Source organism: Streptomyces sp. BE303 (assembly GCF_036290945.1).
In the GTDB taxonomy this organism is placed as follows: domain Bacteria; phylum Actinomycetota; class Actinomycetes; order Streptomycetales; family Streptomycetaceae; genus Kitasatospora.
Genome location: NZ_JAQYWZ010000656.1, coordinates 1 through 26,433 on the forward strand (window position 1 = coordinate 1; position 26,433 = coordinate 26,433).

The 26,433-nt window shown below is 73.7% G+C and carries 23 protein-coding genes and 1 tRNA gene; 9 read left to right on the forward strand and 15 right to left on the reverse strand.

Translation table 11 applies throughout. From position 1 onward, the window contains the following. The 3 genes from PUR56_RS15630 to PUR56_RS15640 form a co-directional block, all read right to left on the reverse strand. Window positions 1–1,032: heavy metal translocating P-type ATPase (locus PUR56_RS15630; protein WP_329949359.1), on the reverse strand; the 1,032-nt coding region annotated here is incomplete at its 3' end. A gap of 71 nt (window positions 1,033–1,103) precedes the next feature. Then, window positions 1,104–1,322, reverse strand: coding sequence for a heavy-metal-associated domain-containing protein (locus PUR56_RS15635; protein ID WP_329881953.1), 219 nt, complete (start codon window positions 1,320–1,322; stop codon window positions 1,104–1,106). Between the two features lie 281 nt (window positions 1,323–1,603). Continuing rightward, the gene (locus PUR56_RS15640) at window positions 1,604–2,551 is read right to left on the reverse strand and encodes a PrsW family intramembrane metalloprotease (RefSeq protein WP_329949360.1); all 948 of its coding nucleotides are present in this window, start codon (window positions 2,549–2,551) and stop codon (window positions 1,604–1,606) included. Between the two features lie 162 nt (window positions 2,552–2,713). Here PUR56_RS15640 and PUR56_RS15645 point away from each other — a divergent pair, with 162 nt between their 5' ends. Beyond that, complete coding sequence (locus PUR56_RS15645; RefSeq protein ID WP_329881955.1) at window positions 2,714–3,889, forward strand: PP2C family protein-serine/threonine phosphatase; 1,176 nt, start codon at window positions 2,714–2,716, stop codon at window positions 3,887–3,889. A gap of 58 nt (window positions 3,890–3,947) precedes the next feature. Here the strand turns inward: PUR56_RS15645 and dhaL are convergent, their stop codons facing one another. Then, on the reverse strand, window positions 3,948–4,601 hold the full coding sequence (dhaL, locus tag PUR56_RS15650) for a dihydroxyacetone kinase subunit DhaL (protein ID WP_329949361.1): 654 nt from the start codon (window positions 4,599–4,601) through the stop codon (window positions 3,948–3,950). A gap of 29 nt (window positions 4,602–4,630) precedes the next feature. Then, window positions 4,631–5,626: a dihydroxyacetone kinase subunit DhaK gene (dhaK, locus tag PUR56_RS15655; protein WP_329949362.1), complete on the reverse strand. Its 996-nt coding sequence runs from the start codon at window positions 5,624–5,626 to the stop codon at window positions 4,631–4,633. 133 nt (window positions 5,627–5,759) lie between these two features. Between dhaK and dhaM the strand changes: the two genes are divergently transcribed. Beyond that, a complete protein-coding gene (gene dhaM / locus PUR56_RS15660) occupies window positions 5,760–6,152 on the forward strand; it encodes a dihydroxyacetone kinase phosphoryl donor subunit DhaM (protein WP_329949363.1) in 393 nt (130 codons plus the stop codon). A gap of 37 nt (window positions 6,153–6,189) precedes the next feature. Here dhaM and PUR56_RS15665 read toward each other — a convergent pair whose 3' ends face one another. After that, window positions 6,190–7,905 carry a bifunctional 3'-5' exonuclease/DNA polymerase gene (locus PUR56_RS15665; RefSeq protein WP_329949364.1) on the reverse strand — a complete coding sequence of 572 codons (1,716 nt, stop codon included), beginning with the start codon at window positions 7,903–7,905 and terminating at the stop codon, window positions 6,190–6,192. Between the two features lie 305 nt (window positions 7,906–8,210). Between PUR56_RS15665 and PUR56_RS15670 the strand changes: the two genes are divergently transcribed. Beyond that, window positions 8,211–10,235, forward strand: coding sequence for a M3 family metallopeptidase (locus PUR56_RS15670; RefSeq protein WP_329949365.1), 2,025 nt, complete (start codon window positions 8,211–8,213; stop codon window positions 10,233–10,235). A 46-nt stretch (window positions 10,236–10,281) separates the two neighbouring features. Here PUR56_RS15670 and PUR56_RS15675 read toward each other — a convergent pair whose 3' ends face one another. Continuing rightward, window positions 10,282–11,745, reverse strand: coding sequence for a cellulase family glycosylhydrolase (locus tag PUR56_RS15675; RefSeq protein WP_329949366.1), 1,464 nt, complete (start codon window positions 11,743–11,745; stop codon window positions 10,282–10,284). 127 nt (window positions 11,746–11,872) lie between these two features. After that, window positions 11,873–12,502 (reverse strand): TetR family transcriptional regulator, encoded by a 630-nt coding sequence (locus PUR56_RS15680; RefSeq protein ID WP_329881962.1) that lies wholly within the window; start codon window positions 12,500–12,502, stop codon window positions 11,873–11,875. Between the two features lie 114 nt (window positions 12,503–12,616). Here PUR56_RS15680 and PUR56_RS15685 point away from each other — a divergent pair, with 114 nt between their 5' ends. Then, window positions 12,617–13,834, forward strand: a complete 1,218-nt coding sequence (locus tag PUR56_RS15685) for an acyl-CoA dehydrogenase family protein (RefSeq protein WP_329949367.1) — start codon at window positions 12,617–12,619, stop codon at window positions 13,832–13,834. 88 nt (window positions 13,835–13,922) lie between these two features. On the opposite strand, the gene PUR56_RS15690 is transcribed toward PUR56_RS15685, so the two are convergent. The 3 genes from PUR56_RS15690 to PUR56_RS15700 all read right to left on the reverse strand — a co-directional run bounded on the left by PUR56_RS15690 (window position 13,923) and on the right by PUR56_RS15700 (window position 16,223). After that, window positions 13,923–14,510: a hypothetical protein gene (locus PUR56_RS15690; RefSeq protein ID WP_329949368.1), complete on the reverse strand. Its 588-nt coding sequence runs from the start codon at window positions 14,508–14,510 to the stop codon at window positions 13,923–13,925. 128 nt (window positions 14,511–14,638) lie between these two features. Further along, window positions 14,639–15,451: an enoyl-CoA hydratase/isomerase family protein gene (locus PUR56_RS15695; protein WP_329949369.1), complete on the reverse strand. Its 813-nt coding sequence runs from the start codon at window positions 15,449–15,451 to the stop codon at window positions 14,639–14,641. Window positions 15,452–15,641: 190 nt separating this feature from the next. After that, window positions 15,642–16,223, reverse strand: coding sequence for a GNAT family N-acetyltransferase (locus PUR56_RS15700; RefSeq protein ID WP_329949370.1), 582 nt, complete (start codon window positions 16,221–16,223; stop codon window positions 15,642–15,644). Between the two features lie 109 nt (window positions 16,224–16,332). Here PUR56_RS15700 and PUR56_RS15705 point away from each other — a divergent pair, with 109 nt between their 5' ends. Then, window positions 16,333–17,046: a TetR/AcrR family transcriptional regulator gene (locus PUR56_RS15705; RefSeq protein WP_329949371.1), complete on the forward strand. Its 714-nt coding sequence runs from the start codon at window positions 16,333–16,335 to the stop codon at window positions 17,044–17,046. 213 nt (window positions 17,047–17,259) lie between these two features. Here PUR56_RS15705 and PUR56_RS15710 read toward each other — a convergent pair. Beyond that, a tRNA-Arg gene (locus PUR56_RS15710) sits at window positions 17,260–17,335 on the reverse strand. 1,566 nt (window positions 17,336–18,901) lie between these two features. Here PUR56_RS15710 and PUR56_RS15715 point away from each other — a divergent pair. The 4 genes from PUR56_RS15715 to PUR56_RS15730 all read left to right on the forward strand — a co-directional run bounded on the left by PUR56_RS15715 (window position 18,902) and on the right by PUR56_RS15730 (window position 23,635). Continuing rightward, window positions 18,902–20,395 (forward strand): Cys-Gln thioester bond-forming surface protein, encoded by a 1,494-nt coding sequence (locus PUR56_RS15715; protein WP_329949372.1) that lies wholly within the window; start codon window positions 18,902–18,904, stop codon window positions 20,393–20,395. A gap of 279 nt (window positions 20,396–20,674) precedes the next feature. Continuing rightward, on the forward strand, window positions 20,675–22,339 hold the full coding sequence (ettA, locus tag PUR56_RS15720) for an energy-dependent translational throttle protein EttA (RefSeq protein ID WP_329949373.1): 1,665 nt from the start codon (window positions 20,675–20,677) through the stop codon (window positions 22,337–22,339). A 111-nt stretch (window positions 22,340–22,450) separates the two neighbouring features. After that, entirely contained in the window at window positions 22,451–22,894 is a 444-nt protein-coding gene (locus tag PUR56_RS15725) for an acyl-CoA thioesterase (RefSeq protein ID WP_329949374.1), read from the forward strand. A 45-nt stretch (window positions 22,895–22,939) separates the two neighbouring features. Beyond that, window positions 22,940–23,635, forward strand: coding sequence for a hypothetical protein (locus PUR56_RS15730; protein WP_329949375.1), 696 nt, complete (start codon window positions 22,940–22,942; stop codon window positions 23,633–23,635). Window positions 23,636–23,702: 67 nt separating this feature from the next. Here the strand turns inward: PUR56_RS15730 and PUR56_RS15735 are convergent, their stop codons facing one another. From PUR56_RS15735 to PUR56_RS15745, 3 genes are all read right to left on the reverse strand, one after another. Next, window positions 23,703–24,107 carry a globin gene (locus tag PUR56_RS15735; RefSeq protein ID WP_329949376.1) on the reverse strand — a complete coding sequence of 135 codons (405 nt, stop codon included), beginning with the start codon at window positions 24,105–24,107 and terminating at the stop codon, window positions 23,703–23,705. A 117-nt stretch (window positions 24,108–24,224) separates the two neighbouring features. Further along, the gene (locus PUR56_RS15740; protein ID WP_329949377.1) at window positions 24,225–25,400 is read right to left on the reverse strand and encodes an ABC transporter permease; all 1,176 of its coding nucleotides are present in this window, start codon (window positions 25,398–25,400) and stop codon (window positions 24,225–24,227) included. Next, window positions 25,397–26,314: an ABC transporter ATP-binding protein gene (locus PUR56_RS15745; protein WP_329949378.1), complete on the reverse strand. Its 918-nt coding sequence runs from the start codon at window positions 26,312–26,314 to the stop codon at window positions 25,397–25,399. The genes PUR56_RS15740 and PUR56_RS15745 overlap by 4 nt, the downstream gene beginning before the upstream one ends. Between the last annotated feature and the right edge of the window lie 119 nt (window positions 26,315–26,433).

A 26,433-nucleotide genomic window follows, 5' to 3' on the forward strand; every position in this document is an offset into this window, starting at 1 on the left:
CCGGCCGCCCGCGTTGACGGTGGCGCCGGTGACGGCGTCGCCGACCGCGACCTCGACCGGAACCGACTCGCCGGTCAGCATCGAGGCGTCCACGGCGGAGGCGCCCTCGACCACCACCCCGTCGGTGGCGATCTTCTCGCCGGGGCGGACCACGAACCGCATGCCGACGGCGAGCTGCGTCACCGGCAGGCGGACCTCGCGGCCCGACTGGAGGACGGTCACGTCCTTGGCGCCGAGGTCCAGCAGCGCGTGCAGGGCGGCTCCGGCGCGGCGCTTGGAGCGGGCCTCCAGGTAGCGGCCGAACAGGATCAGCACGGTGACGGCGGCGGCCGTCTCCAGGTAGAGCATGGAGGAGGCGTCGGCGTCGCCGACCGAGAACGAGAACTCGTGCCGCATCCCGGCCATGCCCGCGTCGCCCCAGAACAGGGCCCAGAACGACCAGCCGAAGGCGGCCAGGGTGCCGAGCGAGACCAGGGTGTCCATGCTCGCCGCGCCGTGCTTGAGGTTCGTCCAGGCGGCGCGGTGGAACGGCAGTCCGCCGTACACCACCACCGGGCCGGTGAGGGCGAACGCCAGCCACTGCCAGTTGGTGAACTGGAGCGACGGGATCATCGACAGCATGGCCACCGGCACGGTGAGCACGGCGCTGATCAGCAGCCGGTCGAGCAGTGGATCGGCCGGGGGCGGTGCGCCCGCCGCGGACGCCCCGGTCCCGGTGGTCGGGGTGGCGGGGGCGGCCACCGGCGGCGGGGGGAGCTCGGCGGTGTAGCCCGTGTTCTCGACGGTGGCGATGAGGTCGGCCACGGTCACTCCGGGCGCGTAGTCGACCCGAGCCTTCTCGGTGGCGTAGTTGACGGTGGCCTCGACGCCGTCCATCCGGTTGAGCTTCTTCTCGATCCGTGCCGCGCAGGCGGCGCAGGTCATGCCGCCGATCGACAGTTCGACGCGCTCCCGGACGTCTGCCGGGCCGTCCTGACCGGCTATGGCGGTGGCCGCGTCCGGGGATGCGGAGCCCGAGGTGGAGGTGCTCATGTGCTGATCAGCTCCTTGGGGAGGGCGCGGCGGGGGAGCGGGGTCGCCCGGCCCCGCCGCGCGGCGGGGGCTCAGACGGACCGGCCGACCAGTTCGTAACCGGCCTCGTCGACGGCGGCGCGTACCAGCTCGTCGTCCAGCGGGGAGGCCGCGGAGACGGTGACCGTGCCGGCCTTGGCGTCGGCGGACACGTCGGTCACGCCGGCCAGGGTCGAGAGCTCCTTGCTGACCGAGTTCTCACAGTGGCCGCAGCTCATGCCGGTCACGGAGTAGGTGATGGTGCTGGACATTCGGGGCCTCCGAAAGGTTCGCTACGGCCGCGAGCGTACGCCCGGGTCCTGCTTCTGATGACACCATACCCACAGGGGGTATTCCGTAGGGATACGGATAATGTGGCGTGGATCGCATTCGGGATCTTCCCGGAGTGCGGTCCGAGAGCAGAGCGTAGGCGTCCGGGCACGCTGTGCCCGAATCCGCGCCGTGACGTGGGCGGATTCGAGCGCCGTGGGCCCGGGTGTTCGAACCGTGGCGTCGTCGGGGCGCCGCCGCCGTGCGCGGCCGGCCTGTCGGGTCAGCCCCTGGTCGGGGCGGCCGGGTACTGGGCGGGGATCGGGCTGGGTCGCTCGCTGCGGACCAGCAGCCGCAGCCAGAGCAGCCCGCCGAGCGAGACCGCGACCAGGCCGGCGGTGTCGTAGAGGGTGTAGAGGTGGGCCTGCTCGCCGGTCGGGGCGGGGATGTAGCCGAGGTCGAACAGGGCGCGCTGCCAGTCGGCCGCGGTGGTCTTCGCGACCAGCCAGACCGCGATGCCGCTCATCGAGTCCCAGAGCGCGTGCAGCAGTGCGACGCCCAGGTAGGTGAGCGCGACGGGGGTGGTGAAGCGGAAGCGCCCGGCGCGCCGCTCGCGGAAGAGCACCCCGCCGAGGATCGCGGTCCAGAGGATGTGGCCGACGGGTGCCAGGACGCCGCGCAGGATCTCCGTCTCCACCAGGTTCCTGAGGGAGAGTCCCTGGATGCTGAGCACCGCGTTGAACGCGTAGCCGGCGCTCTCGAAGGCGGCGAAGCCGGCGCCGACGGTGGCGCCCAGGACCAGGCCGTAGCGCAGGCCGCTGACCCGCAGCCGTCGGCTGACCATGATCAGGGCGCCGAGTTTGACGGCCTCCTCGATCAGGCCGACGCCGACGTACATCCAGACCGACGGGGAGAGCAGGTACGTCTCCAGGACGGAGGCGCCGAGCACGCCGATGACGCCGCCGATCCCGAAGCAGGCGAAGATCCGGTCGGCGCCGAGGTCGGCGGCGTACCGCTCGTACGCCCAGACCGTCACGGTGGCGGGGACGAGGAAGCTGCCGAGCAGGACGACGGTCGGCACCAGGTTGCTGTTGCCCGTGAGGAAGGTGACGGCGACGGTGGCGATCCAGAGCAGCGCTCCGACCAGGAAGATCCTGGGCCACTGGGCGGGGCGGGCCGCCGAGCGGGCGGGGGGTGCGGAGGTGCGGGGGGTGTGGCGGTATCCGGACACCGGTGGAGGCCTCCCTTGCGTGAGCCGCTTTCGTCGCACTGTATGACAAATCGGACTCTTTGGTACGTTTTGGACGAGTGGGATGAGTGCGGTCGGGCTAGCCGGGGCCCGCCGGGCCGGGGTGCGCAGGTGGGGTTGTTGATCGTCCGTTATGTTCGATATGTGTCTCCGTACCGCCGAGCCCAGTCGCCCTCCGTCCCGACGGGCAGCGGGCTGTCCTGGGCCCGACGACGCGGCGTCCTGCTGGCGGTCGACCTCCAGGACATCCCGTTCTGGCGCCGCGCCTCGCCCGCGCTGATCGCGATCCTGCTGGTCGGGCTCACCGACCTGATCTCCGGCCGGGACCGCTACCTCGCCCCGCTGATGACGGTCGTGCCCAGCATCGCCGCCCTCACCCTGCGCCCGCTCGAACTGCTCGCCGTCTGCCTCCTCGGTCTGCTCGCCGTCTTCGGCCTCAGCCACTACGACGAGGTCGACACCCTCAACGACGCCCGCTTCCTCTGGGGCGCGATGATCAGCTACCTGCTCCTCACCCTCTTCTCCGCCCTGGTCGCCAAGATCCGCATGAACCGGGCGGCGGCGTTCGCGGCCGTCAGCTCCGTCGCCGAAGCCGCCCAGCGGGCGCTGCTCCGGCTGCCCGGCCCGGTCGTCGGACCGCTGCACCTCGCCGTCCGGTACGTCTCCGCCGCCGACGCCTCGGGGATCGGCGGTGATCTGTACTCGGTGCTGGAGACCCCGCACGGGACCCGGGTCGCCGTCGGCGACGTCCGGGGCAAGGGACTCGGGGCGGTGCAGACCGCCGCCGTCGTGCTCGGTGCCTTCCGCGAGGCCGCGTACGACGAGACCGGGCTGCGCGGCGTGGCGGCCCGGGTCGAGGCGAGCGTCGACCGGCACGTGCCGGACGGTGAGTTCACCACCGCGCTGTTCGCCGAGTTCCGCACGCCCGGGGTGGTGGAACTGCTCCAGTACGGTCACGTCCCGCCGATCCGGGTGGACGCGGACGGCGGGGCGCACGTCCTGGACGCGCCCGACCCGTGGGTGCCGCTCGGCCTCGGCCGGCTCGCCACCGGTGAGCCCGCCAGCTGGGGGCAGCCGTTCGGCACCGAGGACGTGCTGGTGCTCTGCAGCGACGGCGTGATCGAGGCCAGGCATCGCCGCAACGGCGAGTTCTACCCGCTGGCGGAGCGGGTCGGCCCGCTGGTCCGGGGCGCGGCCCGCTCCTCGGCGGAGCTGGAGGCGGCGGTCGGCCGGGTCTACGCCGACCTGCTGGAGCACACCGGCGGGGAGCTGCGGGACGACGCGCTGCTGCTCCTGATCACCCGGACGGACGGCGGGTAGGCCGGTCCTGCCGTCCGCCGTCCGCCGTCCTGCCGCCCGCCGTTCGTCGCCGGCCGTCCTAGCCGGCGCGCGAGGCAGCCTCGGCCAGTGCCCGGAAGACCAGCGCGGTGGAGGTGGCGCCCGGGTCCTGGTGGCCGACGCTGCGCGGGCCCAGGTAGGAGGCGCGACCCTTGCGGGCCTGGAGCGGCACGGTGCCCAGGGCTCCCCGCTCCGCCCCCTCGGCCGCCGCCGCGGCGGCCTCCGGCAGACCGGCGCCGCCGGCCACCGCGTCCCGGTAGGCGGCCAGCGCGGGCGTCCAGGCGTCGACGATGGTCTTGTCACCGGGCTCGGCCTTGCCGAGGTCCCGCACCGCGCGCAGGCCGGCGGCCAGGGCCTCGCCGAGCGCCGCCGCGTCGACCGGGCCTCCGCCGGGCCCGGGCAGCGCGGCCCCGACCGCCCGGAACGCCTTGCCGTACAGCGGGCCGGAGGCGCCGCCGACCTTGGAGATCAGCGTGGTGCCGGTCCTGGTCAGCACCGCGCCGGGCCCGGTCGGCTCCAGGCCGTCCAGGGCGGGCAGCACGGCGGCGAAGCCACGCTGCAGATTGCTGCCGTGGTCGCCGTCACCGATCGCGGAGTCAAGCTCGGTGAGCCGCCCCTGCTCCTCCTCGACCGAGGCCGCGATCGCGCGGATCCACGCCTCGGCGAGCGGGGTGTCGAATTCCATGCCGGTCATTCCTCCTCTTCCTTCCCCCGTGCCGCGGGTCAGGCGCGCTTCAGGGCCGGGGTGTCCACCGGGGCGTCCCACAGGTCCAGCAGTTCCTCGTCGGCCTTGGTCAGGGTGACCGAGAATCCCGCCATGTCCAGGCTGGTCACGTAGTTGCCGACCAGGCTGCGCGCCACCGTGATGCCGTGCTCGGCCAGCCTGGCGACCACCTCGCCGAAGACGATGTACAGCTCCAGCAGCGGCGTCCCGCCCAGGCCGTTGACCAGGGCGATCACCTCGTCCCCGGCGGTCAGGTGGCGGTCGGCGAGGATCGTCTCCACCACCTCGCCGGCCAGCTCGCGGGCCGGGCGGAGCTTCTCCCGGCGGCGGCCCGGCTCGCCGTGGATGCCCACGCCGACCTCGATCTCGTCCTCCGGCAGGTCGAAACCGGGCTTGCCCGCCGCCGGGACGGTCGCCGCGGTCAGCGCGATCGCGAACGAGCGGGAGGCCGCGTTCACCCGGCCGCCCAGGGAGGCCACCTCGTCCAGCGTGGCACCGCGCTCGGCCAGCGCGCCGGCGATCTTCTCGACCAGCACCGTCGCGCCGGTGCCGCGGCGGCCGGCCGTCCAGGTCGAGTCCTCGACCGCGACGTCGTCGTCGACCAGCACGGTGCGGACCTCCAGGCCCTCCTCGGCGGCCAGCTCGGCGGCGAGCTCGAAGTTCATCACGTCGCCGGTGTAGTTCTTCACCACGAGGACCACGCCCGCGCCGGAGTCCACCGCCCGGGCGGCGGCCAGCACCTGGTCGGGGACGGGGGAGGTGAAGATCTCGCCCGGGCAGGCCGCGTCCAGCATGCCGGGGCCGACGAAACCGCCGTGCAGGGGTTCGTGGCCGGAGCCGCCGCCGGAGACCAGGGCGACCTTGGACGTGCCCGGCCGCGCGGCGCGGGTGATCACCCGGTTGGCCACGTCCACCGTCAGCTCCGGGTGCGCGGCCGCGAATCCGGCCAGCGCGTCCTCCAGGACGGTCTCCGCGGCGTTGATGAGCTTCTTCACGGCGTTGCGCTCCCCTCGGTAGACGGTGCTGACCCGACGCTACGCCAGGCGGGTGGTGCGGGCACGGATTCCGACACGCGGGGGAACGGCCGGTCCGGCTCACCCGGGTGGAGCAGCGCCGTAGGGTCGGGCCATGAGCGACTACGTGGGCATCGTCCTGGTCTCGCACAGCGCGCGGCTGGCCGCCGGGCTGAAGGAACTGCTGGGGGAACTCGCCTCGGACACGGTGCGGGTGGTGGTGGCGGCCGGCACCGAGACGGGCGGGCTCGGCACCAGCTACGCCCTGATCGCCCGGGCCGTCGCCGAGGCGGACGCCGGGGCCGGCGTGGTGGTGCTGCCCGACCTCGGGAGCTCGGTGCTGACCGCCGTGACCGTGCTGGAGGACGACCCGCGACCCGGCGTCGTCCTGGTCGACGCGCCGTTCGTGGAGGGCGCGGTCTCCGCCGCGGTGACCGCCTCGACCGGCGCCGCGCTGTCCGAGGTCGTCGCGGCGGCCGAGGAGGCCCGCGGCTTCCGCAAGCTCTGACGCCCGCCCCGGGCCCGGTCGCCCGGCCCGCCCCGGGCTACTTCGCGTCGGCGTAGCACTCGACCACCGCGGTGGTGAGCGGGAACCGCACCGGCGTCTCCCCGAAGACCAGCCGCCGTGCCTCCTCCGCGGCCTCGCCGACGGCGGCGGCCACCTCGTCGGCCAGGTTGGCCGGGGTGTGCACCACCACCTCGTCGTGTTGGAAGAAGACCAGGTGCGGCCGGTCGCCCGGACCGGCGACCGGCAGGGCGTGGAGACGGCGGCGCAGCGCGGCCAGCAGGGCGAGGGCCCAGTCGGCGGCGCTGGCCTGGATGACGAAGTTGCGGGTGAACCGGCCCCGGGCGCGGGCCGAGCGCCCGCCGGCGTCGCCCGCCGTCTCCGGCGCCTCGGTCAGGTCGAGGAAGTCCGCCGAGGGTGGCGGGCAGGGCCGGCCCAGCCGGGAGGCGACCACGCCGCCGTCCTCGCCGGTGCGGGCGGCCGCCTCGACGTAGCCCATCGCGGCCGGGTAGCGGTGGTGCAGCGTGGTGAGCAGCGGCCCGATGTCGCCGCTGGTCTGGCCGTACATGGCGCCGAGCAGGCCCAGCTTGGCCTTCTCGCGGTCGCCCTGGAAGGCGTTGGCGGCGAGCGCCTCGTACAGGTCGCCGCCGGCCGCGGTGCGGGCCAGCCCGGCGTCCTGGGAGAGGGCGGCCAGGACGCGCGGCTCCAGCTGTGCGGCGTCGGCGACGACCAGCAGCCAGCCCGGGTCGGCGACCACGGCGCGGCGCAGGATGCGCGGGATCTGCAGCGCGCCGCCGCCCCGGCTCGCCCAGCGGCCGGAGACCACGCCGCCGACCACGTACTCGGGGCGGAACCGGCCGCCGCGCGCCCAGGCGTCCTGCCAGGCCCAGCCGTGCGCGGCGTGGATCCGGGAGAGCTCCTTGTAGCGGACCAGCAGGCTCGCGGCGGGGTGGTCCACGGCCTTCAGCTCCCAGGACCGGGTGGAGCCGAGCTGGATGCCGGCGTCGGCGAAGGCACGCAGCACCTGGCTGTGCGAGTCGGGGTTGAACGGGCGGCCGCCGAGCGCCTGCTGCAGTTCGGCGGCCAGCTCGGCGAGGAGCCTCGGCCGGCTGCCGGGCACGGCGGGGCGGGGGCCGAGCAGTTCGGTGAGCAGCCGGTCGTGGACGTCGGCGCGCCAGGGCAGACCGTCGTGCGCCATCTCGGCGGCGACCAGGGCGCCGGCCGACTCCGCGGCGATCAGCAGGCGGAACCGGGCCCGTGCGACCGGATCGGCGATCGCGGCGAGCCGGCGCTGCTGCTCGGCGTGCACGGCGACCACGGCGGCCAGCGGGTCGGCGCCGGGCGGCAGTTGCAGCCGGTCCGGGGCGAACAGGGTGTCCTGGCCGTCGCCGGCCTCGGCGGAGCCGGGCTCGGGCAGGTCGGCGGGGACGGGCCGGCCGAGGAGCCGGGCCCAGGCGGCGCCGAGCGAGCGCGGCGCGCCGAACCGGCCCTCGTGGGCCAGCAGCAGGGCCTCGACCAGCCGCAGGTCGTGACAGCGGGCGAGCCGGTCGGGCAGCTGTGGGAGCAGCGGCGCGTAGCCGGAGTCGGTGGCGGCCCAGACCCAGCGCGGGTGGTCGGCGGCCTCCCGTGCGGCGACGGCGGCGGCGAGGTCGGGCGCGGGGACGGGCGGGCCGAGCGGGGTACCCGCGTCGTCGAGCGGCTGGAGCCGGCCGCCGCGGCCGTGCGGGTCGGGGACGAGGGCGATCCGGGGTGTCACGGGGGGCTCCTTTCGTCGGGACGGGTGCCGTCCGAGGGGCGTACGGCGGGCGGAACTCGACGGTAGCGGGTGGGTGTGACAACCGGAGCGAGGCGGTCCGGGGCCGGTTCCCGGGCGTGGCCCCCGGGTGGTCCGCGGCCGGCCGCGGGAGCGTCCGGGGCGCCCCGGAGGAGGAGGGGAACGACGGGTCCGGGAGGTGCTTGCGCGGGGTGGCCCCGGGGGTCCGGGCGCACGGCGGGAGCGGTGCGCCCGGCGGGCGGGCGGGGACGTAGGCAGGGCCGATGACACCGCGTAGGGTCGGCGGAATGACCGAGAACCCGTTCTTCAGGCCGAGCACGCTGGCCTACGAACTGCCGCCGTTCGCCGAGATCCGGCCGGACCACTACCTGCCCGCCTTCGAGCGCGGGATGGCCGAACAGCTCGCCGAGATCGCCGCGATCACCGCAGACCCGGAGTCGCCGACCTTCGACAACACCCTGATCGCGCTGGAGCGCTCGGGGGCGCTGCTGCGCCGGGTCCGCGGGGTCTTCGACAACCACTCCTCCGCCGACACCACCCCCGAGGTGGACCGGATCGACGCCGAGATCAGCCCGCGGCTGGCCGCGCACCGGGACGCCGTCCACCTGGACGCCGCGCTGTTCGCCCGGATCGAGGAACTGCACGGGCGCCGCCACGCGCTCGGACTGGACGAGGAGTCGCTGCGCCTGCTGGAGCGCCGGCACACCGCCTTCGTCCGGGCCGGCGCCCGGCTCGGCGCCGAGCAGCAGGACCGGCTCCGCGAGCTCAACGCCGAACTGGCCGTCGGCGCCTCGGCGTTCCGCCAGAACGTGTCGGCGGACTCCAAGGCCCGGGCGCTGGTGCTGGACTCCGCCGACCAGCTGGCCGGCCTCTCGCCGGACGCGGTCGCCGCGGCGGCGGAGAACGGCCGCGCGCTCGGCCTGGACGGCTCGTACGTGCTCAGCCTGAAGAACTTCTCCAACCAGACCGAACTCTCCTCCCTCACCGACCGCTCGGTGCGCGAGCGCCTGCTCGCCGCCTCGCTCGGCCGCGCGGTGGACACCAACGGCCCGCTCGCGATCCGGATGGCCGCGCTGCGCGCCGAACGCGCCCGCCTGCTGGGCTTCGACACCCACGCCGCGTACGTGGTGGCGGACGAGACGGCCGGTTCGGTCGGTGCGGTGGACGCGCTGCTGGCCCGGCTGGTGCCGCCGGCGGTCGCCAACGCCCGCCGGGAGGCGGCCGAGCTGGGCAAGCTGGCCGCCGCCGACGGCATCGAGGAGATCGCCGCGCACGACTGGGCCTACTACGCGGAGCAGGTGCGGCAGGCCTCGTACCAGGTGGACGCGGGGGCGCTGCGCCCGTACTTCGAGCTGGAGCGGGTGCTCCGGGACGGCGTCTTCTTCGCCGCGAACCTGGCCTACGGGGTGACCTTCACCGAGCGGCCGGACCTCGTCGCGTACCACCCGGACGTCCGGGTCTTCGAGGTGTTCGAGGAGGACGGGGCCCCGCTGGGCCTCTTCCTCGGCGACTTCCACGCCCGGGAGTCCAAGCGCGGCGGCGCCTGGATGGACGAACTGGTCACCCAGTCGCACCTGCTGGGCCGGCGGCCGGTGGTGTACAACAACCTGAACGTGGCCAAGCCCGCGCCCGGGGAGCCGGTGCTGCTCTCCTGGGACGAGGTCCGCACGCTGTTCCACGAGTTCGGGCACGCCCTGCACGGGCTCTTCTCGGACGTGCGGTACCCGTACTTCGCGGGGACGGCCGTGCCGCGGGACTTCGTGGAGTTCCCCTCGCAGGTGAACGAGATGTGGATGGTCCGGCCGGAGGTGCTGGCCAACTACGCGAAGCACCACGAGACGGGCGAGCCGCTGCCGGCCGAGCTGGTCGAGCGGATCGGGGCGGCCGAGTCCTTCGGACAGGGGTTCCGGACCGTCGAGTACCTGGCGGCGGCGCTGCTGGACTGGGCCTGGCACACCCTGCCGGAGGGCCAGGAGGTGGCCGACGCGGAGGAGTTCGAGGCGGCGGCGCTGGCCGAGGCGGGGCTGGCGGTGGCCGCGGTGCCGCCCCGCTACCGGACCAACTACTTCGCGCACATCTTCGCCGGCGGCTACAGCGCGGGCTACTACGCGTACATCTGGTCGGAGGTGCTGGACGCCGACACCGTGGAGTGGTTCGAGGGGAACGGCCGGAGCGTGCGGGAGAGCGGCGAGGTGTTCCGCCGGGAGCTGCTCGCGCGCGGGGACGGCCGGGACGCGCTGGCCTCGTTCCGCGCGGTGGTCGGGCGCGACCCGGAGACCGGCCCGCTGCTGGCGCGGCGCGGGCTGGCCTAGGAACGCCACCGGGGGCGCTGCCCGGCGGCGGACCCGCCGCCGGGCGTCAGCGCCCTTCGAGGGTGACGGTGACCGCGGTGCCCGGCCGGGCGCCCGGGAGACGGATCCGGGCGGTGCCGGCCCGCTCCCCGGCGGGCTGGTCGAGCGCGACCAGTGCGCCGGCCGGTCGCACGGTGATCCGCACGCCGGCCGGGAACGCGGCGGCGGGCAGGACGAGTTCGGTGGCGTGGCCGGTGCCGTCGGCGGCCCACCGGACGGTGTGCGAGGCGCCGTCCGCGGTGGTGCGCGCGGCCGTCCCGGCCACCGCGGCCGGGTAGGGGCCGAAGGCCGGTCCGTGGCCCGGGGCCGGCCGCCCGGCCGGATCGAGGGCGCAGTAGCCGCCGTCGCCCCGGCACCAGTACCACATCGTCCAGCCGGCGGCGAAGCCGTCCATGGCGTCGACCTGGCGGCGGACCAGCAGGGCGTTCCCGGGCCTGCGGGCGTCGGGCGGCCCCCACTCGCCGACCAGCACCGGCAGCCGGTGCGCGGCCGGGTACGCGGCGATCGCGGCGGTGTAGTCCTCCACGAAGCCGCCGGCCGGGTCCCAGTCGGCGCCGGACTCGACGGCGGTGTCGTAGAAGTGCGGCGCGTAGCCGAGCCGGGGGGCGCCGGGGCGGGGGTCGGTGAAGCCCGGCAACCGGGTCGGCACGCCCTGGCCGACCAGGACGGTCGGTTCGACGAAAAGCCAGGCGCGCCGGTCGACCCGGCGCACGGCGGCGATCAGCCGGCGGTACATGTCGGCGAGCCGGCCCTGCTCCAGCGCGGCGGAGGCGGCGGCGAGCACCGCGGGGTCGGTCGGGTCGCCGTCCACCGGGCCGAACGGTTCGTTGAACAGGTCGTAGCCCAGGAGCGAGCGGTGGCCGCGGAGTTCGCGGGCCAGCCGGGTGTAGAAGTCGGCCTGCCAGGCGCGGAGGTCGGGGTCGTCGTAGAGGTGGCGGAAGGCGGCCTGGACGGCGGGCTGGAAGTAGCCGGCGAACCAGTCGTCGGGGTCGGCCTCGAAGGGCAGGTCGTCGTCGCGGGTCGCCCAGAGCGGGATGCCGCGGTCGCCGCCGCCGAACTTCGGGCCGTAGACGTCCTGGTGGAAGTCGACCAGGGCGAGCACGCCGTACCGGTCGGCCCAGCCGAGGAGCCGGTGCAGGCGGCCCAGCTCGGCCTGGTCCAGCCGGCCGCGGCGGGGCTCCAGCCTGGTCCACGAGACGGCCACCCGGATCAGCGTGAAGCCCCGGGCGGCGAGGGACTCGACGTCCTGCTCGGTGGCCTCGGCGTACTTGTCGAGGTTGAAGCCGCGCAGCCGGAGCCGGCGGCCGTCGGCGTCGACCGGGTCGGTGCGGCCGTCCGGGCCGGTGACGGCGGCGGTGGGGAACGCCGCCTGACGGTGCGGTGGCCGGGCCGCGGCGGGTGGGGCGGACAGCGCGGTGCCGGCGGTGGTGGCGGCGAGGAGGAGGGCAACGGCGGTGCGGCGCAGGCGCATCGGGACCTCCGGAGCGGGGGAGGGTGGGGCCCGATGATGCCGGGGCCGGCATGTCCGGCACAAGGGTGCGGTGGGGAGTCGGCGCCGGGCCGGCGGGGTGCGGGGGCGGCGGGGCGGAGGCGGGACCTCAGCCGGCTGTCGGCTCCGGCGCCGCCGAGCCGGTGGACAGGGCGGTCGGCAGGTCGGCCGCGGCGGCCAGCCGGCCCCAGAGCAGGTCGGCGAGGGCCTGGACCATCCGGGCCCGGGAGCAGGGCTTGGACTCCAGCCACCAGTCCCCGGCCGCCAGCACCATGCCGGTGATGCCCCGCCCCCAGGCCTCGGCGAGGAGTTCGCGGTCGGCGCCGAGGTCGACCTGGCCCGCGACGGCCCGGGTGATCTCCTCGGCGATCTGGCGCAGCGCCGGCGCGAGCGCGTTCCCGGCTCCGCTCGGGTCGCCCGGCTCGGGGTGGGTGAGCAGCCGGTACACCTGCGGGCGGGACTCGATCCCGGCCAGGTAGGTGTCCAGCACGTGTTCGACCCGGTCGCGCCGCTCCAGCGGTTCGGCGAGCGCGGCGCGGACGGCGGCCAGCAGCCCGCCGGTGTGCCGCTCGGTCAGCGCCCTGATCAGGCCGTTCCGGTCGCCGAAGTGGCGGTAGAGGATCGGTTTGGTGATGCCCGCCTCGGCGGCGATCGCGTTCATGCTGGCGCCGGGCCCGTCGCGCTGGACGACCCGGTCGGCGGCGTTGAGCAACTGCTCCCGGCGGGGCTCTGGGGACATGCGCTGTTCCTTCGCTAGGGCGTTGACACCGGTTACCAAGCAGTAGCAGACTCCGACGATGTTACCCGAGGTAACACCCCGGTCGGCCGCACCCTTCTTCGGAGGCACGCACCCATGAGCACCTTCTCGCTGGACCCGGGCGAGGACCAGCTCGCCGTACGCGACTGGCTGCACGGCTTCGCCGCCGACGTGATGCGGCCCGCCGCCGCCGAGTGGGACGAGCGCGAGGAGACCCCCTGGCCGATCATCCAGGAGGCCGCCAAGCTCGGCATCTACTCGCTCGACTTCTACGCCCAGCAGTACTTCGACCCCTCCGGCGTCGGCATACCGATCGCCATGGAGGAACTGTTCTGGGGAGACGCCGGCATCGGCCTCTCCATCGTCGGCACCACACTGGCCGCCGTCGCCGTGCTCGCCAACGGCACCGAGGAGCAGATCGGCACCTGGGCGCCGCAGATGTTCGGCACCCCGGACGACGTCAAGGTGGCCGCGTTCTGCTCCTCCGAGCCGGACGCCGGCTCCGACGTCTCCGCGCTGCGCACCCGGGCCGTGTACGACGAGGCCACCGACGAGTGGGTGCTCGACGGCACGAAGACCTGGGCGACCAACGGCGGGATCGCCGCCGTCCACGTGGTGGTGGCCACCGTCGACCCGGCGCTCGGCGCGCGCGGGCAGGCCTCCTTCGTGGTGCCGCCGGGCACCCCCGGGCTGAGTCAGGGCCAGAAGTTCAGGAAGCACGGCATCCGGGCCTCGCACACCGCCGAGGTGGTGCTGGACGCCGTCCGGGTGCCCGGGCACTGCCTGCTCGGCGGCCGGGAGAAGCTGGACGAGCGCCTCGCCCGGGCCCGGGAGGGCGTCCGCAAGGGCGGGCGGAACGCGGCGATGGCCACCTTCGAGGCCTCCCGCCCGGCCGTCGGCGCACAGGCGATCGGCATCGCCCGGGCCGCGTACGAGGTGGCTCTCGACTACGCGAGGACCCGGGTGCAGTTCGGCCGCCCGATCATCGACAACCAGGGGGTGGCCTTCCAGCTGGCCGACATGAAGACCCGGATCGACGCCTCACGGCTGCTGGTCTGGCGGGCCTCCTGGATGGCCGCGAACAACCTGCCGTTCACCTCGGCCGAGGGCTCGATGTCCAAGCTGTACGCGGGCGAGACCGCCAAGTGGGTCACCGCGCAGGCGATGCAGATCCTCGGCGGCAACGGCTTCACCCGGGAGTACCCGGTCGAGCGGATGCACCGGGACAGCGCGATCTACTCGATCTTCGAGGGGACCAGTGAGATCCAGCGCCTGGTGATCGCCCGGGCGGTCTCCGGACTTCCGATCCGCTGAGCGGCGGGGTCCGCGGAGTCCGCCGGGTCCGCGGCGTCCGTGGGGTCCGCTGTGCCTGCGGGGTCCGCGATGCCCCGGGGGGCGGGCCTCAGCGGGCGGCCCAGAAGGCGAGCCCGGCGGACAGCGCGCCCACCACCGTGCCGACGACGGTCTGCGCGGTGGTGTGGTCCCGCAGCACCACCCGGGACCAGCCGATCGCCGCGACCAGCGGGCAGAGCAGCAGCCACCAGGGCCCGAGCGCGATCGCCAGGCACACCGTCGCGCCGCTCGCCACGGCGGTGTGCACCGAGACCTTCCACCAGACGGTGATCACCAGGATCGGGACCAGCGAGGCGAACATCGCCAGCACGATCGCGGTGAGGTCGGCCGGCGCGTCCAGGCCGAGCATCACGCCGAAGGCCGTCGCGACCGAGCCCATGACGAACGGGAGGACCGTCAGCCGCCGCTGCCGGTGGCCGACGTGCCGGTCCTCAAGGGTGCCCCTGCGGATGCCGCGCCGGATGAACAGGGTCGGGATCACGGCCGCGAAGAGCGCCGCGAACGCCGCCCAGCCGAGCCCGCTCCAGCCGTACCGCACCCCGCCGAGCAGGAGGACCAGGCAGATGATCACGTTCTTCGGCTCCAGGCCGTCGGTGATCTGCCGGGCCCGGATCGTCGCGGGCGTGGGCTCGGTCATCGCGGTGGGGCTCCAGGACGGACTCGGCGGCGGAACGGTCGGATGATCATATCGACGGCCGTGCGGCGGTCCGGCGGCACGGCGGCACGGTGACACCGCGAGGGCGGCGGACCGAGGCGCGGCGGGGCTCAGAACCGGGGCGGCCGGCGCTCCAGGAAGGCCGCGAGCCCCTCCCGGACGTCGGGCGACTCGCGGGAACGGCGTTCCCAGGGCGCGAGGGCCGCCGCGGCCTGCTCCGGGGCGACGGCCAGGGCGGCCTTGACGGCGCCGATGGTCTGCGGCGAACGGGTGGTCAGCAGACGGGCGAAGTCCAGCGCGGCGGCGTCCAGTTCGGCGGCCGGGAGGACCCGGTCGGCCAGGCCGAACGCGGCGGCGTCCGGGGCGGGCAGCAGCTCGCCGGAGAACAGCAGGTACTTGGCGCGGGACGGTCCGACCAGCCGGGCCAGCCGCAGCGTGGGCACCGCCGGGTAGACCACGCCGAGCTTGGCCGGCGTGATGCCGAGCCGCGCGTCCTCGGCGACGAACCTCAGGTCGCAGGCGACCGCGAGCTGGCAGCCGCCTCCCACGCAGGCGCCGTGGACCACGGCGATCGTCGGGTGCGGGAAGGCGGCCAGCGCCTCCTCGGCGGCGACGTTGATCGCGTGGTACTCGTCGGCGCGGTCCGGGTCGCCGTAGACCCCGGCGAGTTCGTCGATGTCGGCACCGGCGCTGAAGGTGCCGCCCGCGCCGGTCACCAGCAGGGCGCGCAGGCCGGGCTGTTCGGCCAGGCGCAGCAGCACCTTCGGCAGGGCCTGCCAGATCTCCAGGGTGACGGCGTTGCGCCGGTGCGGGCGGTCGAACTCCAGGACCGCCAGGCCGTCCTCGCCGAGGTGGGCGTTGAGGCCGTCGACGTGGGTGGGCAGCGGGGTGCGGTCCCGCGTCAGCAGCGGCCTGGCGGCCATGGGCACCTCCGGGAGGGTGGACGGGTGCGGCCACTCTCTCAGGACCGGATGCCGCGGTGAGGTCCGGGGTCGCCGGCCCGACGGGTGCACCCACCGGGCCGGGGGTCCCGGACCGACGGCGCGGTCAGGGCGTCCCCGAAGCCCAGGGTGTCCCCGAAACCCCGGGCGTGCCCGAAGCTCCCGAAACTCCCTACGCCCCGGCAGCCTCCGCCGCCCCGGCCGGGCCGCCCGCGGGCTTCCACTCGTGGGTGAGCATCGACCAGACCTCGCCGTCGTGGTGGACGCCCCGGTGCAGGTAGCTCTCCCGCATGACGCCCTCCAGCGTGAAGCCCAGCCGCTGGGCGACCGCCCGGCTGCGGACGTTGTCGGGCCGGTTGTGCCACTCGATCCGGTGCATGCCCCGGGTGGTGAAGGCGTAGTCGATCAGGAGCCGGACGGCGGTGCCGATCAGGCCCCGGCCCTCGGCGGCGGGCTCGGTCCAGACGCCGATCTCGCAGGTGCCGGTCTTGGTGTCCCACTGCACGAACATCACGCCGCCGACCAGCGTGCCGTCCAGCCAGATCCCGAAGAGCCGGGCGGAGTCGGCGGCCTGCCGGTCGGCGTAGCGCTGCAGGACGGCGCGGGCCGACTCGAGGTCGGCGGCCAGGGCGGCCCAGCCGATCCACCGGTCGATGTGCGCCCGGCCGCGCTCGATGTGGGCCAGGTACTCGGGGGCCTGCCACGGCTCCAGCGGGCGGAGCACGGCGTTCTCGGCGAGGGGGAGGGCGAACATGGGCTGGCCTTTCGTGGCGCGTCGGGCGGACGAGGTCGGTCCGGGTCGTTCGTACGGGTGATCGTGCTTCGTCCATACATAACAAACGTTTGGTACGTAAGATAGCCCCATGACGCCGGCCCGTGGAGATCATGAAGCCCGCCGCACCGAGGTCTCGCAGGCGGTGTGGGGGGTGCTGTCCACCCGCGGCTTCGAAGGGCTGACGCTGCGGGCGGTGGCCGCCGAGATGGGGGCCAGCACCGGGCTGCTGACCCACTACTTCCCGAGCAAGAAGGCCCTGGTCGCGCACGCGCTCGACGTCCTGGAGCGGCGCTCGGGCGCGCGGCCGAGGCGTGCCGCGCCGGCCGACGGCAGCCCGCCGCCCCCCGAGGGGCTGGCCCGGCTGCGGGCGGCGCTGCTGGACATCCTGCCGCTGGACCCGGCCGCGGTGGCCGGCAACCGGATCTGGGTCGGTTCCTGGGACGTCGCGCTGGCCGATCCGGACCTGGCCGACGCGCACGCGGCGCGGTACGGGCGGGCCCGTGCGGCGATGACGGAGCACGTCGAGGCCGCGCAGCGGCTCGGGGAGCTGTCGGCGGAGGCGCCGGCGGCGCAGCTCGCGGCCGGGGCCCAGGCCTTCGCGCTGGGCCTGGTGGTGCAGGCGCTGTTCGCTCCGGCGGAGTTCCCGCCGGAGCGGCAGGTGGCGCTGCTGGACGCCTATCTGGTGGGCCTGGCGGCCTCGGCGGCGGCGGGTGCCGCCACCGCGGGCGGTGCGGGTGCGGCGGGTGCGGCGGGCGGTGCGGGCGGGGCGGGCGGGGTCGTCGGGGCCGTTCGCCCGGGCTGATCGGCGGCCGGGCGGTGATGTCCGGCCGCGGCGTAAGGCCCGAAACGGGCATTCCGCCGGGTGTAGTTCGGGGTATCCCCTTTTCGCCGTGTTTTTGTCCGCGGTCATGACACGGATGGTCACGGCATATGCGCGGTGGGTACCCGGGATTCACGGCGGCGGGGGGCGCGATGACGGGTCCGGCGCCTGCGGTGGCCTGCGGGAAAAACAGTGTGGCGCCCCCAGCAGGATTCGAACCTGCGACCTACCGCTTAGAAGGCGGGTGCTCTATCCGCTGAGCTATGGGGGCGGGACGGGCGGCACCCTGATGGGCGTGACCGTTGCCGGGACCGGGCGGCGGGCGCGTGGCGCCCGTTGTCCGTCCCCGTGCCTGAGGGTGGGGTGTGGGGGTTGGCGGGCCCTTGCCCTGTCGGGACAGGATAAGGGTGTCTCGATCCTCGGTCGGGCGTAACGACACCGCCGTTGGTGTGTCGGCCTCGGTGGAGCGGTCCGATAATCGCAGGTGAAGGCCGTGAGTGCAGCGGTCTGGCGGTGTTCCGCGCCGGACGTTGTGCAGTCGTTACGGGGCTGTCTCCCCACCCGTTATGGATTCGGCACGGAGAAAGCGCCGCGGTCGAGGCCGGCCCCGGCGCGGGTGGGGGGCCGCATTCGGGTTCGTTCGGTCGGATGACGTGCGCGGACGGTCGGCGGGCCGCCCGTGGGGGTGTCCGGGGTCGGGCGGCGATCCGGGGCGATTGTTGTCATGGACCCGCAGATCGGAGGCCTGATGGTCACACAAAGGCTGAAATTCACCCCTGAGAGTGACAGTGGTTTTCCACAGCCCCGAGTTGTCCACAGGATTTCCGATCCCCCTGGTACGGATTTCCCCGAGAAGCGCACTCTCAACGCGCACCGGTCGATTCCGTACGGTGCAACCGGGAGAGCGGAGCGTGGCTGTGTACGAGACCGTCATGACGATGATCGGGAATGCCGCCGCGGCGGCGGGTCGCATCCGGGCGTCCGGCGGAGTGCGACCGCGCACGTCCGACCGGCGCCGACCGGACGGCGGCCCGACCCGGCCGGAGAGCTCCGGGCGGACGGCGGGGTGTCGTGGGTGGCGGCGCGGTCCGAGGCGGGCGCCGGCCTGCGCGGGTGGGTACCGGCGGGCCTCGGCGGGGCGTCCGTCCGGCGCGCTGACGAAGGGTGACCCGGCGGTGGTGGGCGGGAGGCTGAGGGGGCGGGAGTGGGCGGCGGAGGCGGCCGGTGGGCCGGAGGCGAGATCGCCGAACGGTCGGTCGGACACGATCCGAGCTGAGGGGCGGTGACGTTCGCGCGGGGGAGGGGCGTTCCGGGCGGGCCCGCGGATGGCGCCGGGGCTGCGGAGCGTGGGCTCGGACTCGTCGCGGGGAGGCCGCGCCGGGGCGGATCGTGGGCGTCCTACGGGCGGGGAGGGGCTTGGTGACGGCGGTGTTGGGCGTCGCGCAGGTGTCGTGCGAGGGAAGCGGGGGTGTCGACCGGCGGCGGGCGGGGCGGCGGGCGAGCGCCTTGACTGTCGACAAATATGTTGATCGAGAAGGTTGTTGGGACCGCCCGTGCAATCCCGTTCCGGTTAAGAGAAAGATCCAGACTTTCTGGCAGGGCGTCAGCTTGTGTGGATACTGGGAGCGTTGATAACGATACAGATACGGAATCGTCCTAATTTCGCATGGGGGTTTCCGGGCCCCTGGGGCTCAATAGGATTCGTCTGGTTCACATCGTGAAGCAGCGCCACAGGGGGCGCGGCAAGCAAGGCGGGCTGCCATCGGCAAGGCCCGGCCCGGAGGGATCCCAGATGTTCCAGAGGCATGGGCGGAGTCTTCCGCGCATCACCACTGTCATGCTCACGACCAGCGTTGCGCTGGGCGGAAGCCTGTTCGCAGCCGGTGCGGCGGCTGCGGCCGACGCGCCGGGAGACGGTGTCACGGCAGTGGTCCAGCCGACCATGATGAGCGAGGAGATCGCCATCGAGGGCGGCCACTCGATCCAGGGCGGGCTGTTCACCCTCAAGACGGCCGACGGTGAGATCAAGACGTACTGCATCGACATCGACCACCCGGTCGACATCACCAAGGCCATCGAGTACCGCGAGTCCGACTGGAAGTCGAGCTCGCTCGGCCGCCCGGAGAAGGCTCAGGACGCCTCCAAGATCCGCTGGATCCTGGAGAACTCCTACCCGCAGGTGACGGACCTCAAGAAGCTGGCCGCCGACGCGGGCGTCAAGGGCGAGCTCACCAAGGAGGACGCCGCCGCCGGGACCCAGGCCGCGATCTGGAAGTTCTCCGACGGCAAGAACGCCACCCCGGTCGACGCCGAGGCCAAGCAGCTCCGCGACTACCTGGTCAGCGAGAAGAACAAGGGCATAGCCGCGGAGCCCAAGCCGTCGCTGAGCCTCACCCCGGACTCGGTGTCGGGCAAGCCCGGCACCAAGCTCGGCCCGTTCACCATCAACTCCAGCGCCAACGAGGTGAAGCTGGCGCTCGCCGGCGACGCCGCCGACAAGGTCAAGCTGGTCGACAAGGACGGCAAGCCGGTCGCCGACCTGGCCGGCCCGGTCGCCAAGGACACCCAGCTGTGGCTGGACGTCCCGGCCGACACCCCGGACGGCACGGCCACGGTCAACGCCGCCGCCGAGACCGTGGTGCCCAGCGGCCGCGTCTTCCTCAGCAAGGGCTACACCCCGGAGAAGCACAGCCAGACCATGATCCTGGCGGGCTCCACCAAGCTCAGCGTCAAGGACTCCGCCAAGGCGACCTGGAAGGCCGCCAAGGGTGCGCTGATCGACAGCACCGCCGTGGTCGAGTGCGTCGCCAACGGCGTCAAGGTGTCGGTCGCCAACGGCGGCGACGAGGCGGCCACCGTCTCGGTGAAGCCGGGCAAGGACCTCACCGTCCAGCCGGGCAAGATCGAGACCGTCGTCGTCCCGGTCGCCGAGGACACCGCCTACGACATCACCGTCACCGGCCCGAACGGCTTCACCAAGAACTTCAAGGGCATCCTGGACTGCAAGACGGTCAGCGTGACCACGCCGACCCCCACCCCGACGGCCAAGCCGTCGACCCCGGCGCCGACCACCCCGGCCCCGAGCACCACCCCGTCGGCGACCAAGAGCGCCACCCCCACCCCGTCGGCGACCGTCAGCACCACGGCGGCCGCCCAGCCCGCCCCGGCGGTCACCAGCTCGGCCCCCGGCACCACCGGTGGCCTGGCCGCGACCGGCGGTAGCGACGCCACCCCGATCATCGCCGCCGTCGCCGGCGGTCTGGTCGTGGCCGGCGGTGCCGCGGTCTTCCTGCTGCGCCGTCGTGGCCGCCACGGTGGCACCGCCGCCTGAAGCGCCTCTGCCTGAAGCACCTCTGCTGCCTGGGGCGCCTCTACCCGGGGCACCTCCGCCCGAGGCGCCGAGGAGCTGACCCCCGGCCCGGCCCCCCGCACCACGTGTGCGGGGGGCCGGGCCGGTCCGCGTTCGGGGCCCCGGCGGCGGGGATCGCGTGCACGGAGGGCCGTCCGCATACCCCCCAGGGGCACGGTGCGCGGTTCTGCGCTCCCGGCCGGTGCGGCACAATGGAACGCTGCAAGCCGAATACTCCCGACGACGCCGGAGCGATCTCACGTGGCGGAATACATCTACACGATGCGCAAGGTGCGCAAGGCGCACGGCGACAAGGTCATCCTTGACGACGTGACGCTCAGCTTCCTCCCCGGGGCGAAGATCGGCGTCGTGGGCCCCAACGGCGCGGGCAAGTCCACCGTGCTGAAGATGATGGCCGGCCTGGAGCACCCCTCCAACGGCGACGCCTTCATCTCGCCCGGGTACACCGTCGGCATGCTGCTCCAGGAGCCGCCGCTCGACGAGACCAAGACCGTCCTGGAGAACGTCGAGGACGGCGTCAAGGAGATCAAGGGGAAGCTCAACCGCTTCAACGAGATCGCCGAGCTGATGGCGACCGACTACTCGGACGCGCTGCTGGACGAGATGGGCAAGCTCCAGGAGGACCTGGACCACGCCAACGCCTGGGACCTCGAAGCCCAGCTGGAGCAGGCCATGGACGCGCTGGGCTGCCCGCCCGGCGACTGGGCGGTCACCAAGCTCTCCGGTGGCGAGAAGCGCCGTGTCGCGCTCTGCAAGCTGCTGCTGGAGGCCCCCGACCTGCTGCTCCTCGACGAGCCCACCAACCACCTGGACGCCGAGTCGGTGAACTGGCTGGAGCAGCACCTGGCCAAGTACGCGGGCACCGTCGTCGCGGTCACCCACGACCGGTACTTCCTGGACAACGTGGCCGGCTGGATCCTGGAGCTCGACCGCGGTCGCGCCATCGGCTACGAGGGCAACTACTCCACCTACCTGGAGTCCAAGCAGTCCCGCCTCAAGGTCGAGGGCCAGAAGGACGCCAAGCGCGCCAAGCGGCTCAAGGAGGAGCTGGAGTGGGTCCGCTCCAACGCCAAGGGCCGTCAGGCGAAGTCCAAGGCGCGTCTGGCCCGCTACGAGGAGATGGCGGCCGAGGCCGACAAGATGCGGAAGCTGGACTTCGAGGAGATCCAGATCCCGCCGGGCCCGCGTCTGGGCAGCGTCGTCATCGAGGTGGAGAACCTCAACAAGTCCTTCGGTGAGAAGGTCCTGATCGACGGCCTCAGCTTCACCCTGCCGCGCAACGGCATCGTCGGCATCATCGGCCCGAACGGCGCCGGCAAGACCACCCTGTTCAAGATGCTCCAGGACATGGAGACCCCGGACAGCGGCACGGTCAAGGTCGGCGACACGGTCAAGATCAGCTACGTCGACCAGAGCCGCGCCAACATCGACCCGAAGAAGACGCTCTGGGAGGTCGTCTCCGACGGCCTGGACTGGATCAACGTCGGTCAGGTCGAGATGCCGTCCCGCGCCTACGTCTCGGCGTTCGGCTTCAAGGGCCCGGACCAGCAGAAGCCGGCCGGCGTGCTCTCCGGCGGTGAGCGCAACCGCCTCAACCTGGCGCTCACCCTGAAGCAGGGCGGCAACCTGCTGCTCCTCGACGAGCCGACCAACGACCTCGACGTCGAGACCCTCTCCTCGCTGGAGAACGCGCTGCTGGAGTTCCCCGGCTGCGCCGTGGTCATCTCGCACGACCGCTGGTTCCTGGACCGGGTCGCCACCCACATCCTCGCCTACGAGGGCGAGAGCAAGTGGTTCTGGTTCGAGGGCAACTTCGACTCGTACGAGAAGAACAAGGTCGAGCGGCTGGGCGCGGACGCGGCCCGTCCGCACCGGGCCACGTACAAGAAGCTGACCCGAGGCTGACACCCAACCGTCACAACGGCCCGGCAGACTCGCCCTCCTGGGCGGCCTGCCGGGCCGCGGCCCACCGGCACCGAAGCCCGGCCGGGTCACCGGACGTCGAGGAGAACACCCGTGGCACGCCACATCTACGCCTGTCCGCTGCGCTGGTCCGACATGGACGCCTTCGGGCACGTCAACAACGTGGTCTTCCTGCGCTACCTGGAGGAGGCCCGGATCGACTTCATGTTCACCCAGGCCGCCGCGGCCGGTGCGGGGGAGTTCGCGGGCGGTTCGGTGGTGGCCCGCCACGAGATCGACTACAAGCGCCCGCTGGTCCACCGGCCCGAGCCGGTGACCGTCGAGACCTGGGTCACCAAGATCGGCGGCGCCTCGCTGACGGTCGGCTACGAGATCAAGGACACCGCCGAGGACGGCACCGAGACGGTCTACGTCCGGGCGTCGACCGTGGTCGTCCCCTACGACCTGGCCGAGGGCCGGCCCCGCCGGATAAGCCCGGTCGAGCGGGGGTTCCTGGAGCGTTTCATGGACGAGGAGCCGGCCGTCGCGGCGGTCTGAGCGGACCGCAGGACCCCGCCCCGCTACCGGATGTGAGCTGAAGCGTTGATCAGTACCGCCCCCCTCGCCCTCGCCGGCACCGGGGAGGCCGCCGACCTGGCCGCCTTCCTGGTCCGCCTGCTGCGTTTCGACAGGGCGGCGGCGGTCCGGTTGCAGGGGGTGCCGCGGCCCGGGGCCGGCGGCGGCGTGCTGGCCGTCTTCGGACGGCTGCCGCTGGGCGGTTCGGGCGCGCTGGCGGTGCGGACCGCGCGGCTGGTCGAACTCGGCGGGCCGGTCGACCTGACCGTCTCGGCCGGGCAGCTCCTGGACGGCGTCGACACGGAGGCCGGCACCGTCACCCTGCCCGGGCCGGTCACCGGCCCGGCCTGGGCAGGTCTGCTGCCGCCGCGCACCGGCTGGCGGCCGGTCGGCGAACCGCAGGCGGCCCGGGTGTATCCCGAACTGATGGCCGCGGTGCGGGAGTTCAGGGAGCGCAGCGAGGCCGTCCCGGATCACCACCGGACCCGTGCCGTGCTGGACGCGCTGGCCGACGAGATCTGGTCCCGCCCGGTCACGGCGCTGCCCGAACTGCCGCTGCGCGCCGCCCACGCGGCCTACGTGATCGGGTTCCTGGCCCCGACCGCCCCGCTCACCGTGCACCGGGCCGGCGGCTGGCTGAGGCTGAGCGCCCCGGCCGGGTCGGTGGCGGTCCGTACGGCGGCCGCGCCGGGCGCGGGGCTGGGGCTCAGCCCCGTCCGCTGAGGCGGGTCGGGCCGTCCGCCGGACCCGGCCCGGCCCACCGGGTCGGGCCGTCGGGTCGGCCGTGCGGTCAGCCCTCGGTGTTGATCATCGAGGCGGCGGCGTACGTGAGGTAGTCCCAGAGCTGCCGCTCCGCGTCGGCCGGCAGGGCGAGTTCGTCGACGGCCACCCGCATGTGCTTGAGCCAGGCGTCGTGCGCCGCGCGGTCCACCCGGAACGGCACGTGGCGCATCCGCAGCCGCGGGTGGCCACGCTGGTCGCTGTAGGTGCGCGGGCCGCCCCAGTACTGCATCAGGAACAGCGTGAACCGCTCCTCGGCCGGACCGAGGTCCTCCTCGGGGTACATCGGCCGCAGCAACTCGTCCCCGGCGACGCCCTGGTAGAACCGGTGGACCAGCCGCCGGAAGGTCGGTTCGCCGCCGACCTGCTCGAAGAACGTCTCCTCGCTGAGCGTGCCACGCCGGATCTCTTTCACCCGACCATGGTCGCAGACGGCGGCGGGGCCGTACACCGGGACCTGGGGACCAGGACCGGAGGTGTACGACCCCGCCGCCGATGCCGTGGCGGTGGCCGCGGCGCCGGCGCCGGAGGATCAGTCCTCCCAGCGGAAGAGCTTCCACGAGATGCCGGTCAGCACGGCGGCGAAGAGCAGCAGGCCGCCCATCGCCGGCAGCGCGTCGGTCACGCCGCCGCCCCGGGAGAGGACCGACTGGGCGGCGGTGACCAGGTGCTTGAGCGGCAGCGCCTCCGAGATCGCCTTCAGCCAGCCCGGCATGTCGTCGGTCGGGAAGAACGAGCCGGACAGGAACGACATCGGCAGCACGATGATCTGCGAGAGGCCGTTGGCCGCCTCCTCGGTCTTCGCGATCGAGCCGGCCAGCAGACCGATCGACATGAAGGCGATGGTCGCGCAGACCACCAGCGGGATGATCAGCCACCAGTTGCCGGTGAGCCGGAGGCCGAAGAACGGCGTGGTGGCCACCACCAGGAAGATCGCGGTCTGGGCCAGTGCCGTCACCACCGACACCGCGATCCGGGAGGCCACGATCGACCCGGCGCTCACCGGGGCCAGCCGCAGTCGCCGCAGCACCTTCTTCTGCCGCCAGCCGACCAGGGTCAGCGAGGCGCTGAACACCGCGCCGGTGGCCACCGCCCAGCCCAGCAGGCCGGGGGTGAGGAACTGGATCGGCTTCAGCGCCTCGTCCTCGACCTGGCTCGCGTCCAGGGTGTACGCCGGCGGTCGGCCTGACGCGGCCTGGTTGGCCTGCTGGACGACGGAGTTGACGATGCCCTGGACCGAGCCCGCGCGGACCTGGTCGGCGGCGCTGTAGCGCACGACGACCCTGCCGTCCGGCCCCTCCTTGATCATGGCGTCCAGGTCGCCCTTGCGGACCTTCTCCAGCGCGGCGGCCTCGTCGTCGCCCCGGGTGATGGTCAGGACCTTCTCCAGCCCGGCCCGGCCCTCGCCCTGCACCGCGTCCAGGACCTTGACCGCGCCGACCTGCTCCACCTTGGCGTGCGGGCTGGAGGCGCCCTTGAGGAGGGTGCCGAAGAGCAGCAGGAACATCAGCGGGAAGAGCATCACGAAGAACAGCGCGGTGCGGTCGCGGACGAACGAGACCAGCATGACCCGGGAGAGGCTCGCGAAGGCGGAGACCCGCTCGCGTTCGGCCGGTGCGCCCGCCCCGCCCGGTCCGGCGGGCGTGCCCGCCGGGTCGGCGGACCGTTGGTCCGGGACGGCGGCGGACCCGGTGCGTTCGGTGGTCATGCGCGGTACTCCCGTCCGGTGAGCTGGAGGAAGACGTCCTCCAGGGTGGCGCCGCGGACCTCCAGGCCGCGCAGCGCGTTGCGCTCGGCCAGGACGGCGAGCACCGGGGCCGGCAGCCGGGTGGAGAGGGAGAGCGAGACGCCGTCGTCCTCCAGCGAGGTGATCTCCGCCCCGGCGGCGGTGAACAGCTCGCGCGCGGTGTCCACGGCCAGTTGGCCGGACTCCACGCTGATCCGGACGGTGTCGTCGATCTCGCGGACCAGCGCGGCCGGGGCGCCGGTGCGGAGGATCCGCCCGCGGTCCATCACCGAGACGCGGTCGCAGAGCACCTCGGCCTCGTCCAGGTAGTGGGTGGTCAGGACGACGGTGCGGCCCTCGGCGTTGATGTCCCGCAGCAGGTCCCAGAGGTTGCGGCGGGCCTGCGGGTCGAGGCCGGTGGTGGGTTCGTCGAGGAAGACCAGTTCCGGGCCGTGGACCAGCGCGCAGGCGATCGAGAGGCGCTGCGCCTGGCCGCCGGACATCTTGTCGGTCATGACGCCGGCCGACTCGGTCAGGCCGACCCGCTCCAGCATCGCGTCGGCGCGCCTGGGGCCGACGCCGTAGAAGGAGCCGAAGGTGCGGATGGTCTCGCGGGCCGTCAGCTTGGTGAAGAAGGCCGAGGCCTGGAACTGCACGCCGATGCGCGGCAGCAGCTTCGGGTTGCGCGGCCAGGGCGCCAGCCCCAGCAGTTCGACGCGCCCTTCGTCGGGCTTGCGGATCCCCTCCAGGATCTCCATCGTGGTGGTCTTCCCGGCGCCGTTCGGGCCCAGGATTCCGTAGAATTCGCCGGCCTCGACGGTGAGTGACACCCCGTCGACGGCTTGTACGTCCCCGTACCGCTGACGGATTCCGTCGGCGGATATTGCAGCAGTCATGGGCAGTGAGCGTACGGGCGCGGGGCAGCCTTGGGCAGAGATCCGGGGCTGATTTGATGATCATTTTTACAATGAACGCCGACCGCCCTGGCCGGACGGACGGTGACGTCCGTCCGGCC

What these genes read in the sequence shown, in the direction of transcription:
- PUR56_RS15635 (WP_329881953.1), bottom strand. Translation starts at nt 1,322, where the DNA reads ATGTCCAGCACCATCACCTACTCCGTGACCGGCATGAGCTGCGGCCAC.
- dhaL (WP_329949361.1), bottom strand. Translation starts at nt 4,601, where the DNA reads ATGACCGGCATGGAATTCGACACCCCGCTCGCCGAGGCGTGGATCCGC.
- dhaM (WP_329949363.1), top strand. Translation starts at nt 5,760, where the DNA reads ATGAGCGACTACGTGGGCATCGTCCTGGTCTCGCACAGCGCGCGGCTG.
- PUR56_RS15670 (WP_329949365.1), top strand. Translation starts at nt 8,211, where the DNA reads ATGACCGAGAACCCGTTCTTCAGGCCGAGCACGCTGGCCTACGAACTG.
- PUR56_RS15675 (WP_329949366.1), bottom strand. Translation starts at nt 11,745, where the DNA reads ATGCGCCTGCGCCGCACCGCCGTTGCCCTCCTCCTCGCCGCCACCACC.
- PUR56_RS15680 (WP_329881962.1), bottom strand. Translation starts at nt 12,502, where the DNA reads ATGTCCCCAGAGCCCCGCCGGGAGCAGTTGCTCAACGCCGCCGACCGG.
- PUR56_RS15685 (WP_329949367.1), top strand. Translation starts at nt 12,617, where the DNA reads ATGAGCACCTTCTCGCTGGACCCGGGCGAGGACCAGCTCGCCGTACGC.
- PUR56_RS15690 (WP_329949368.1), bottom strand. Translation starts at nt 14,510, where the DNA reads ATGACCGAGCCCACGCCCGCGACGATCCGGGCCCGGCAGATCACCGAC.
- PUR56_RS15695 (WP_329949369.1), bottom strand. Translation starts at nt 15,451, where the DNA reads ATGGCCGCCAGGCCGCTGCTGACGCGGGACCGCACCCCGCTGCCCACC.
- PUR56_RS15700 (WP_329949370.1), bottom strand. Translation starts at nt 16,223, where the DNA reads ATGTTCGCCCTCCCCCTCGCCGAGAACGCCGTGCTCCGCCCGCTGGAG.
- PUR56_RS15705 (WP_329949371.1), top strand. Translation starts at nt 16,333, where the DNA reads ATGACGCCGGCCCGTGGAGATCATGAAGCCCGCCGCACCGAGGTCTCG.
- PUR56_RS15715 (WP_329949372.1), top strand. Translation starts at nt 18,902, where the DNA reads ATGCTCACGACCAGCGTTGCGCTGGGCGGAAGCCTGTTCGCAGCCGGT.
- PUR56_RS15740 (WP_329949377.1), bottom strand. Translation starts at nt 25,400, where the DNA reads ATGACCACCGAACGCACCGGGTCCGCCGCCGTCCCGGACCAACGGTCC.
- PUR56_RS15745 (WP_329949378.1), bottom strand. Translation starts at nt 26,314, where the DNA reads ATGACTGCTGCAATATCCGCCGACGGAATCCGTCAGCGGTACGGGGAC.